Source organism: bacterium, assembly GCA_035528375.1.
Taxonomy (GTDB): Bacteria; RBG-13-66-14; RBG-13-66-14; order RBG-13-66-14; family RBG-13-66-14; genus RBG-13-66-14.
Map to the genome: position 1 here is coordinate 1 of DATKYS010000026.1, position 10,538 is coordinate 10,538.

At 64.9% G+C, this 10,538-nt stretch carries 9 protein-coding genes; 3 read left to right on the forward strand and 6 right to left on the reverse strand.

Translation table 11 applies throughout. The features are described from left to right. Nucleotides 1-97: 97 nt before the first annotated feature. The 5 genes from VM054_01475 to dnaB form a co-directional block, all read right to left on the reverse strand. Nucleotides 98-1,042, reverse strand: a complete 945-nt coding sequence (locus VM054_01475; GenBank protein HUT97728.1) for an MlaD family protein — start codon at nucleotides 1,040-1,042, stop codon at nucleotides 98-100. Nucleotides 1,043-1,084: 42 nt separating this feature from the next. After that, on the reverse strand, nucleotides 1,085-1,852 hold the full coding sequence (locus tag VM054_01480) for an ABC transporter ATP-binding protein (protein HUT97729.1): 768 nt from the start codon (nucleotides 1,850-1,852) through the stop codon (nucleotides 1,085-1,087). A gap of 8 nt (nucleotides 1,853-1,860) precedes the next feature. Then, entirely contained in the window at nucleotides 1,861-2,664 is an 804-nt protein-coding gene (locus VM054_01485) for an ABC transporter permease (protein ID HUT97730.1), read from the reverse strand. Nucleotides 2,665-2,667: 3 nt separating this feature from the next. Continuing rightward, entirely contained in the window at nucleotides 2,668-3,813 is a 1,146-nt protein-coding gene (alr, locus tag VM054_01490; protein ID HUT97731.1) for an alanine racemase, read from the reverse strand. Nucleotides 3,814-3,891: 78 nt separating this feature from the next. Beyond that, nucleotides 3,892-5,358, reverse strand: a complete 1,467-nt coding sequence (dnaB, locus tag VM054_01495) for a replicative DNA helicase (protein HUT97732.1) — start codon at nucleotides 5,356-5,358, stop codon at nucleotides 3,892-3,894. A gap of 176 nt (nucleotides 5,359-5,534) precedes the next feature. Between dnaB and VM054_01500 the strand changes: the two genes are divergently transcribed. Continuing rightward, the gene (locus VM054_01500; protein HUT97733.1) at nucleotides 5,535-6,605 is read left to right on the forward strand and encodes a YbdK family carboxylate-amine ligase; all 1,071 of its coding nucleotides are present in this window, start codon (nucleotides 5,535-5,537) and stop codon (nucleotides 6,603-6,605) included. Nucleotides 6,606-6,610: 5 nt separating this feature from the next. Then, nucleotides 6,611-7,879, forward strand: a complete 1,269-nt coding sequence (locus VM054_01505; protein HUT97734.1) for an ABC transporter permease — start codon at nucleotides 6,611-6,613, stop codon at nucleotides 7,877-7,879. Between the two features lie 81 nt (nucleotides 7,880-7,960). Here the strand turns inward: VM054_01505 and VM054_01510 are convergent, their stop codons facing one another. After that, entirely contained in the window at nucleotides 7,961-8,359 is a 399-nt protein-coding gene (locus VM054_01510) for a hypothetical protein (protein HUT97735.1), read from the reverse strand. A 254-nt stretch (nucleotides 8,360-8,613) separates the two neighbouring features. On the opposite strand from VM054_01510, the gene VM054_01515 reads away from it, so the two are divergent. Beyond that, the gene (locus VM054_01515) at nucleotides 8,614-10,509 is read left to right on the forward strand and encodes a T9SS type A sorting domain-containing protein (protein ID HUT97736.1); all 1,896 of its coding nucleotides are present in this window, start codon (nucleotides 8,614-8,616) and stop codon (nucleotides 10,507-10,509) included. Nucleotides 10,510-10,538 lie beyond the last annotated feature (29 nt).

Sequence of the window (10,538 nt, forward strand, 5' to 3'; positions counted from 1 at the left end):
GGAAGCCCTCACCCTTAATCCCTCTCCCACGGGGAGAGGGGGGCCACGACCCTCACCATAACCCGTAGGCGAGTCTCCCCCCAGAGGGGGGAGGTGGTTAAAACACCGACAGGTTCAGATACCGACGGGGGTCTTCGATGATGTTGTCCAACAGCGTCTTGGCCTTTTTGAGGGTTTCGGTGAAGTCCACGTAGGCCTCGTCCGAGTAGATGAGCTTCCCGACGGTCCCCTCGCCCGAGGCGATCTGGGCGACGATGGAGTTGATGTGGTCCACGGCCAGGGTGGCGCCGGAGGCGACCTCCTCGATGCTCGCCACGGCGCTCTCGAACCGGGGGAGCGAGCGGGCCAGGGTTCCCTCGAAGTCCTGGGTTATCCGGGAGGCGCTGGCGGTTATCTGGGAGACGTTGTCGGTTATCTGTCGCAGGTTCCTCACGGCGGCGGTGATCTCGCCCGTCGAGAGCTTGATCAGCTCGTCCAGGTCGGTGGCCATCGAGTCTATGTGTACGATGGTGTCCTTGATCTGGGCCACCGTCTCTTCGTCGAAGAGGTTTGATAAGTCGGCCAGGGCGTCCCCGATCTTGATCACGATGCTGCCCGCCGACTCGAAGAGCTCGTCCATGCCGATGGAACGCTCGCCCTTGACGGTCGAGCCGGGCGGGACCACGGGCGAGTCGCTCGTGCCGGGCGTGATGTCCACGTACTTGTCGGCCATCAGCCCCTTCAGGCGGATGGCGATGACCGAGTTCTCCCGCACCACGACGTCTTCTTCCAGCCGGAGGATCACCTTGACCATGGGGGAGTCGGAGCCCTCGGGCTTGAACCACTCGACGGATTCGACGCTGCCGGCGCGCACGCCGGCGTAGAGGACCTTGGCCTCGGTGACCAGTCCCGCGGCGGAGTCGAAGATGACCGTTATCGTGTAGCCCCGGTGGAAGAGCTGGCACTCACCCGTGGAGAAAATGAGCGCGACGAATATCGCCAGGGCGACGACGACGGTGATCCCGACCTTGAGCTCGGCGGAACGTTTTATCTTTTTACTCATGTTGAACCTGACTATTGTACCAAAATCGCCTGACTGCCGCGATCACTTGAACAGGGGGTTTATGGGCCCCCGGGCGCGGCCCTGGATGAACTGCTGCACGTAGGGATTCTCGGTGGCGCGGACCTCCTCGGCCGTGCCGTCGAAGATTATCCTCCCCTCGTGCAGCATGGCGATGCGGTCGGCGGTCTTGTAGGCCGAGGCCATGTCGTGGGTGATGATGACCGTGGTCGCCCGGGTCAGGTCCTTGGTCTCGTTGATGAGATCGTTTATGGCGGCGGCGGTGATGGGGTCGAGGCCCGAGGTGGGCTCGTCGTAGAGGATTATCTGGGGCTCGCCCACCAGGGCTCGCGCCAGCCCCGCCCGCTTCTTCATCCCCCCGGAGAGCTCCGCCGGCATCAGGTGCGCCGTCTCCGGGAGGCCCACCTGCGCCAGCTTTTCGTCCACGATGCGGTCCACCTCGTCGGGCGGGGTGTCGGTGTGGTTGTCCAGAAAGAAGCCCACGTTCTCGCGGATGTTCAGCGAATCGAACAGGGCGGCGAACTGGAAGACGTAGCCCGCCCGGGAGCGTATCTCGTGCAGTTCGGCGAGGCTGGCCCCGTTCACCCGGATTCCCAGGCACCACACGTCCCCCTCGGTCGGCTGCAGGAGGCCCAGCACGTGCTTCAAGAGCACGCTCTTGCCCACGCCGGAGCGCCCGATGATGGCGATGGACTCCCCGCGGTGGATATCCAGGTCCACCCCCTCGAGCACCACCGTCTCGCCGAAGCTCTTGCGAAGGTTACGGGTCCGGATGACCGTCTCGGGGTCCAAGGCTCCCTCTAATCGAAGGCGATGAAGAAGAGCGTGGTCAAGAGCACGTCCACGATGAGGATGTTCACGGCGCTGACGACGACGGCGTTGGTGGTGGACCGGCCGACCCCCTCGGCCCCGCCGAAGGTCGAGAAGCCGTAGTAGCAACTGATGAGCGTGAGGACCTGGCCGAAGGCGAAGGCCTTGATGAGGCCGCTGACGATGTCCCAGACGTTGGAGAAGGCGTCGAGCTCGGCGATGTAGACGCCGGGGTCCACGTCGGCCAGGACGGTGCAGACGAAAAAGGAGCCCACCTGGGCCACGCCCATGGCCAGGGCGGTGAGCGCCGGCGCCATGACGGCCATGGCGATGATTCTGGGGGCCACGAGGTAGCGGAAGGGGTCGCTGGCCAGGGTCTCCAGGGCGTCTATCTGCTCGGTGACGCGCATGGTGCCGAGCTCGGCGGCCATGGCCGCCCCCACGCGGCCGGCGAGCATGATGGCCGTGAGCACCGGCCCCAGCTCCCGGGCGAAGAGGACCGACACCATGCCGCCCACGTACGCCTCGGCTCCGAAGACCTTGAGCGAGTTCACCGACTGGAGCGCGATGACCATCCCGGTGAAGAGCGCGGTCATGGTCACCACGCCGATGGACTCCACCCCGAGGCGCATCATCTGATCGTAGACGAGCTTGCCCCGGGGCCGCCGCCGGGCGATGCGGGCCACGGTCCGGCCGTAGAAGATGAACATGCCCCCCACGGCATGGGTCTTCTCCAGCAGCCAGTCGCCGATGCGCTCGAAGGTGTTCATCTTCAATGTGTCAGCTCGCGGCACGGCTCACTCCGTCCGGAGGTAGTGCCGGGGGACGCGCTCCGACAGCCCGCAGGTGACCTCGTAGGGGATGGTGTCCATCCAGCGGGCCGCCTCCTCGACCTCTATCTTGGAGCCCGAGTAGTCGCGGCCCAGCAGGGTGACCACCTCGCCCGGGGCCACCTCGCCGAGGCCCCCCAGGTCCACCATGCACATGTCCATGCAGATGGCGCCGATGATGGGCCTCCTCTGGCCCCGCACCAGCGCCTCGGCCCGGCCCGAGAGGCTCCTGCGCCAGCCGTCGGCGTAGCCCAGCGGCAGGACGCCCACGGACGTCTCCCGCTCCAGCCGGTGGAGGCGGCCGTAGCTCACCGTGGTCCCGGCGGGGAGCGTCTTGACCGCCGCGATGCGGGCCCGCAGGGCGATGGCCGTCCGGACGCCCAGGTTGCGGGTCACGTTTGGACTGGAGTAGCTGCCGTAGAGGGCCAGGCCCGGCCGGACCATGTCCAGAAAACTTTCGGGGAGGTCGGCGATGGCGGCGGAGTTGGCGGCGTGGCAGAGCTCGGGGCGAAGCCCATTTCTTTCCAGCTCCCGGCGGACCTTGGCGAAGCGCTCGAGCTGCTCGCGGGCGAAGCTCCTGTCCTCGCCGTCGGCCAGGGGGAAGTGGGTCATGAGCCCGGCGACGTGGACCCCGGGGACGGCCTCGATGCGCGCCGCCGTTTCGGGCGCGTCCTCGTGCCACACCCCCAGGCGCCCCATGCCGGTGTCCACCTTGACGTGGACGTCGAAGTCGCGGCGGTAGGCGTCCAGCCAACCCATCCGCGCCAGGCGCTCGCCCAGGTGCCCGGCCAGCCCGGCGTCGGACAGGACCGGGGTCAGCCGGTACTTGATCACCGCGTCCAGCTCGTCCGCCAGGGGGGTGACCAGGCAGAGGATCGGCTGATCGAAACCGGCCTGGCGGAGCTCCACCCCCTCGTCCACGAAGCTGACGCCGAACCAGTCGGCGTAGGGGTCCAGGGCCCGGGCGACCTCGAGCTTGCCGTGGCCATAGGCGTCGGACTTGACCACGGCCATGATTTTCACGCCGCGGCCGACCCGCTCCCGGACGGCGAGGAGGTTGTCGCGGATGGCCGAGAGGTCCACCTCGGCCCAGATGGGACGGTTGGGATACATCGTCTGAACGGCCGGGCCCGACCGGCTCTATCACGCCGTGTTAGGCTAATCCAGCGCGTCCGAGATGTCAAGGCGGGGTCAGAAGGGGGCGCCCTCCCCGGAGGACGAGGACTTCGCGGGGGTGCGGAAGGAGCGGTCCAGGCTCTCGAAACGCATGAACTTCTTGCGGAACACGAGGTACACGGAGCCCACCGGGCCGTTGCGCTGCTTGGCGACGATGACCTGGCTGATGCCGGGCATCCGGGCCAGGTCGTCGGTGAGGCCGCCGCCGTTGCCGTAGTCCGGGCCCTCCGCCGCCTCCTGGGCCTCCTCGCCGGGGCTGGAGACCTGGTAGTACTCCTCGCGGTGCAAAAACATCACCACGTCGGCGTCCTGCTCGATGGCGCCCGATTCGCGCAGGTCCGAGAGCAGGGGCATCTTGGACCGGGGGCGGTTCACCGGCTGGCGGTTGAGCTGGGCGACGGCCAGGATGGGGACGTCGAGCTCCTTGGCCAGCGCCTTGAGGGAGCGGGAGATTTCGGCCACCTCGACCTGGCGGCTCTCCGTGCGGCGGTGGGTGGCGGTCATGAGCTGGAGGTAGTCCACGACGATGAGCCCGACGCCCTTCTGCTTGACCAGTCGGCGGGCCTTGGCCCGCAGCTCCAGCACCGACAGGGCCGGGGTGTCGTCCAGGTAGAAGGGGGCGTTGGAGAGGCGGGCCACCTTGTTGATGAATTTTTCCATGTCGCCCTCGGAGACCAGCCCCCGGCGCACCTTCTGGGAGTCCACCCGCGCCTCGGAGCACAGCATCCGCCGCACCAGCTCCTCCGCCGACATCTCCAGGGAGAAGAACCCGACCCCGATGCCCTGGTCAATGGCGATGCGCTGGGAGATGTTGAGCCCCAGGGCCGTCTTGCCCATGCCGGGCCGGCTCGCCAGGACGATGAGGTTGCCCCGGTGGAAGCCGGAGAGAATCTCGTCGAGGTCGAAGAAGCCGGTGAGGATTTCGCTCTGGGTGGAGCGCCCCTCGTGAAGGGCGCGTATCTCCTCCAGGGCGGAGTCCACCAGCTCGGAAAGCGGCCTCACCTCGCGGCGCATCCGCCTCTCGGCGATTTCCAGGATCAGCCCCTCGGCCTTCTCCAGGACGGTGGCCGGGGGCTCGGCGTCGGCGCGGGCCGATTCGTTTATCACCGACGCCGCCCTCACCAGCGAGCGCAGAATCGCCTTGTCGCGGATTATCTCAAGGTGGGACGCCAGCCCCGCCGTGGACGCCGTGGATTCCTTCACCTCCACCAGGTAGCCCAGCTCGGAGTCGGTGAGCCCCTCGGGCGAGCGCCGCAGCTCGTCGGAGACGGTCACCAGGTCAATGGCGCCGTCCCGCTTGGAGTAGAGGGTCATGATTGCGGTGTAGATTCGCCCGTGGAGGGGTTTTAAGAAGTCGTCGGGCCGCAGCGCGGCCTCGATGGAGCGGTGTACCGCCTCGGGGTAGCGCAGCGCCGCGCCCAGGGTCAGGCGCTCCGCCTCCAGGCTCGCGGGCAGGCCGAGGTCGTGCTCCAGTTCGTCCATCGGGCGTCCTTGACGGGTCGGGGGGGGTGAACGGGGGCGAGGGTTTCAGTGTACCTCAACACCGTTGACGTGGCAATAAAGGGATGGGTATTTTCAATAAATCCGCCCCGGCGGGCGCCGGTGGACGCGCCGCGGCCGCCGTGCTAATATCGCCCAAAATGGCAACGAGGAGGCGCGTGGAGCTCTTCACCCTGGGCGTCGAGGAGGAGTTCGGGCTGGTGGACCCGGCCACGGGCCGGCTCACGCCCCGCATCGCCGAGACCCTCTCCACGCTCTCGGAGGCCGAGCGGGTCGAAATCAAGCCCGACGTCCACCAGGCGACGCTGGAGATCGCCACCCCGGTGTGCCTGGACCTGGAGGAGGTGCGGGCGGAGCTCCGGCGCCTGCGTCACCTGGCGCGGCGGGCGGCGAACCGGGCCGGCGTGGAGCTCCTCCCCGTGGGGGCCCACCCGAACTGCCGCTGGCGCGAGCAGCCCGTGGTGGACTACCCCCGCTACCACCGCCTGGCGGAGTACCAGGGCGACAAGTGGCTCAAGTGCCTCTTCTGGGGCCTCCACGTCCACCTGGGGGTGCCCGAAGAAGAGGAGCGCATCACCATCGCCAACGGCCTTCGCCCGTACCTGCCGCTCTTCATCGCCTGCGCCGCCAACTCGCCCTTCTGGGAGGGGGAGCGTCATCCGGCCGCCGACGCGCGCCTGGACATCTACTCCCGCCTGGAGACCGTGGGCGCGCCGCCTTTATTGAAGAGCTTCGCCGACGTGGACGCCGCGATTCTGGCCCTCGCCTCCCAGGGCGCCACCGTGGAGAAGGACCTGTACTGGGACATCCGCCCCCGCCGGATGCTCCCCACCGTGGAGGTGCGCGTCTGCGACATGCAGACCACGGTGGAGGACTCGACGGCCCTCGTCGGGCTAATCGTCCTGGCCGCGCTGGCGGTGCGCTGGGGCGACGGGCGTCTGTCCGCCGCCGAGGATGAGATTTCTCCGAACCGAGCCGCCGCCATCGCGGGGGGCCTCGACGCCCACATCAGCCTCGGCGGTGAAATATCCACCGTCGCCGAGGCCGTCCTGGGTTTCCTCGACCGCTCCCGGGACCTGGCCGCCTCCGCCGGGCTGGCCGACGTCCACGCCCTGGTCGCGGACCGGGTGTCGCGGCGCTTTTGGCCGGGTGAGCGCCTGTTGGACCTCCACGAAAAGTTCTCCGGCGAGGAGCAGAAAATCGTCGCCGGGCTCGTCTCCCTTTTATAAAAAAAATGGAATCCCGCCGCCACCCCTTCTGGATCTTTTTCACCGGCACCCTGCGCGAGGCCGGGCGCATCGCCCTCGACGCCATCCGCTCCAACAAGCTGCGCAGCTTTTTGACCGTCCTGGGAATCGTCATCGGGGTCACGGTCATCATCACCCTGGTGAGCCTCATCGAGGGGCTGTCGAACAGCGTGGCGGAGCACATAGGCTCGCTGGGCTCGAACTACATCTACGTGAGCACCATGCCCGCCATCCAGACGGGACGGCCCGACCCCGAGATCATGTTCCGCCCGGACCTCAGCCTGGACGACGCACAGGCCATCGCGGAGTTCTGCCCCGACGTGGAGGCGGTCACGCCGATGTACTTCACCGCGGCCCGCGTCACCCACGGCGGCTCCTCCACCGACACGGTCATGGTCAGCGGGGGCAACGAGGATTTCTGCCTGGTCAACGCGCTGGACATGGAGATCGGTCGGGACCTGACCCGCGCCGACGTGCGGGCGCGGCGGCGGGTGACCGTCATCGGCGCCGACATTGCCGAGGCGCTCTTCGGCTCCCGCGACCCCGTGGGCCGCGAGGTCCGCATCGGGCGCCACAGGTTCACCGTGATCGGGGTGCTCGAGCGGCGGGGAGATTTTCTGGGCCAGAGCCAGGACACCTACGTCATCGTCCCCCACACGCTCTTCGGGACCATCTTCGAGCCGACCCGGATGGGCCGGAGCAAGCTGTTCATCATCGCGACCAGCACGTCGCCCGCCACGGTCCTGCGGGCCGCCGACGAGATTGAGAGCCTCCTGCGCCGCCGCCGCGGCGTCGGGCCCGCCGAGGACAACAACTTCGAAGTCTCCACCCAGGGCGGCCTTCTCGATGTCTTCAAGGAGATGGAGACCGTCCTCTACGCCGTCCTGATCGGCGTGGCTTCCATGTCGCTTCTCGTCGGCGGCATCGGCATCATGAACATCATGCTCGTCGCCGTAACCGAGCGCACGCGGGAGGTGGGCGTGCGCAAGGCCATCGGCGCCCGCCGCCGCGACATCACCGCCCAGTTCGTCACCGAGTCCGTGGTGCTGACCCTCTTCGGCGGGGTGGTCGGCGTGGGCCTGGGGTGGGGGATGGCGGCTATTCTGTCCGCGATACTCGAGCTACCAAACGCCATCACCTGGTGGTCCATCCTATTGGGCCTCTCCTTCAGCGTCATCGTCGGCCTCTTCTTCGGCACATATCCCGCCATCAAAGCCTCCCGCCTGGACCCCATAGACGCCCTGCGGTACGAGTAGACGAGTGGATAACGAAAGAAGGCGGGGTCGAATCCCCGCCTAATTATTCTCCGGGTGTGTCGGCAAATTTAGTCTGCCCCCCTAGTACAAATGAATATCCGCATGAACCGGTCCTTGCAGCGGAAAACCAAATCGTTTTTCTCCGGTTTTTAAGTCGTTTGTGCAGTCAACCTTGCCGAACCAACCAGAGGGCCAGCCGTCCTTCAGGGGGTCGAACTCGTAGTAGCCGACCCCGTTTGTGCTTACGCCGGCGATGTCAATCCAGTCGTCTTCTTCCGACTCCCTTTTGCAAACAAACACCGGGGCCCCTACCACTGGGATTTCTGTACCACCGCCCTCGTAGACGTATCCCCATACCTTATCCGCGTCGTGGGCCAGGGGGTTCACCTCGTCGTCCGTCGAGACAGCGTCGGAGCAGGCGATTAAACCGATGACGCTGGCGGCGATAACGGCGAGGAGCACTCTGTACAGCGTTTTCATCCGTTTACGCACTTTTGTGGATTCGAGGAAACCTCAATTTATAATTTATCATCACCGATTGTGGTTGTCAACCCATTTATGCAGACTAAAGTAGGCATTTTTTAAGAAAAGGAAAAAATTTTCTTTGTACGGGTTGTCGTTTATCAATAGAACTATGGGTATCCTCTTTTAAATGCTACTTTGACGTCTTGACACGGTTATGATTTGGGGTTATATTGATAGCGGCTGATAAAAGTAATTTTGGGGTGGCGGGAATGAAAGCGCTTCACTTTTGCTTGATTCTACTCGTCTTGGTATCCACCTCACTAGCAGGTGAGTGGCGCATCGAGACGGTGGACTCGACGGATAACGTGGGTAAATTCACCTCCCTAGCGCTGGACTCCTCCGGTTACCCCCACATCTCGTATTACGATTACACCAACATTGATCTCAAATACGCACGGTGGGACGGCGCCGCATGGCGGATAGAGACCGTGGACTCAGGAGGAGACGTGGGCGCGTACACCTCCCTGGCGCTGGACTCCTCCGACTACCCCCACATCTCGTATCGCGATAGCACCAACGATAATCTCAAATACGCCCGCTGGGACGGCGACGAATGGCTGATCGAGACCGTGGACTCGGCGGGAGATGTGGGCTATTGGATCTCTCTGGCGCTGGATGACTCCGGCTACCCGCATATCTCGTATGCAGCCGATTATAACGGTGATCTCAAATATGCCCGCTGGGATGGCGCCGAATGGCGGATCGAAACCGTGGACTCGGCGGGAGATGTGGGCGGTTTCAGCTCCCTGGCGCTGGATTCCAACAATTACCCTCATATCTCGTATAACGAGTTTCTCGGCTTAACCGGTTATTTAAAGTACGCCCGCTGGGACGGCGCCGCATGGCGGATCGAGATCGTGGACTCAACAGGAAGCTCGGGCGTCTGGACCTCCCTGGCGTTGGATTCCAACGATTACCCACACATCTCGTGTAGCGTAGGCGATGACTCAGACTTGCTATATGCCCGCTGGGACGGCGCCGCCTGGCAAATCGAGATAGTGGATTCGGATGATTGGGTGGGCCTGTACACCTCCCTGGCGATTGATTCCAACGACTACCCCCACATCTCGTATGGTTATTTCGTAGATTACACTGATTATGATTTGAAGTACGCCCGCTGGGACGGCGCTGAATGGCGGATAGAGACGGTGGACTCGGAGGGGAACGTGGGCCAGTGGACCTCCCTGGCGCTTGATGCTTCCGATAATCCGTATATTTCGTATTACGATGGGAGCAATAAAAACTTGAAGCTTGCTCGGTACGAACCCAACCGTTTTCACCTGCTTAGCCCCGGAAAAGGTGACACGATATACGAATTTCCCTTTACGTTCGACTGGGAGGACCACGACCTCGACGGGCTCGAGAGCTACACCCTCTGGTGGGGGACAGACCCGGACTTTTTAACTTACAACGAGGTCACGGATATCGGCGAATCGGAGTATACGATAACGGGGGGCATCGAGGACGGGGCACGCGTCTGGTGGCGGGTGAAATCACTGGACTCGGAGGGCGGGGAGTACTGGGCCGAGGAGCTGGACTGGTACTTCGATGTTGACCTGGGCGGCGGGATTGATCTTGCCGATTTCGGCGCGGGCTCGACCGACGAGGGCGTTTTGGTCAACTGGCGCCTCTCGGGCGGGGAACCGGCCGGGGTGCGCGTCCTGCGGGGCGAGGGCGAGCCGGAGGTTATATCAGGAAATTTAACCGGCGATTCATCGAGATACCTCGACCGCGGCGTGGAGCCGGGCGGGAGTTACGCCTATTGGCTGGAAGTGACCGAGGGCGATGGGACGGTCAGCCGCTTCGGCCCCACGGAGGCCGTCACCGTACCCGAGGAAACGTTTGCTCTCGTCCTCTACGCCGCCTACCCGAGTCCGTCGCGGGATGTCGTCAACTTCGTCTACTCCCTGCCCGATGACGGCCGCGTCGTGCTGTCGGTGTACGATTTATCGGGTCGGCGCGTGGCGACGCTGGTTGATTCGGAGCTGACCGCAGGTCGGCACGAAGTCTCCTGGAACTGCGCGGAAATCCCCTCCGGCGTTTACCTCTACCGTCTGGAAACGTCCGCCGGGTCGCTGACGCGGCGGCTGGTCGTCAGCCGGTAATCTGCACCCCCCTCCCTGCCCTCCCCCCA

Excerpts from the sequence above, each read along its gene's own strand:
- dnaB (HUT97732.1), bottom strand. The coding sequence starts at position 5,358 with ATGGACGAACTGGAGCACGACCTCGGCCTGCCCGCGAGCCTGGAGGCG.
- VM054_01505 (HUT97734.1), top strand. The coding sequence starts at position 6,611 with ATGGAATCCCGCCGCCACCCCTTCTGGATCTTTTTCACCGGCACCCTG.
- VM054_01475 (HUT97728.1), bottom strand. The coding sequence starts at position 1,042 with ATGAGTAAAAAGATAAAACGTTCCGCCGAGCTCAAGGTCGGGATCACC.
- alr (HUT97731.1), bottom strand. The coding sequence starts at position 3,813 with ATGTATCCCAACCGTCCCATCTGGGCCGAGGTGGACCTCTCGGCCATC.
- VM054_01515 (HUT97736.1), top strand. The coding sequence starts at position 8,614 with ATGAAAGCGCTTCACTTTTGCTTGATTCTACTCGTCTTGGTATCCACC.
- VM054_01510 (HUT97735.1), bottom strand. The coding sequence starts at position 8,359 with ATGAAAACGCTGTACAGAGTGCTCCTCGCCGTTATCGCCGCCAGCGTC.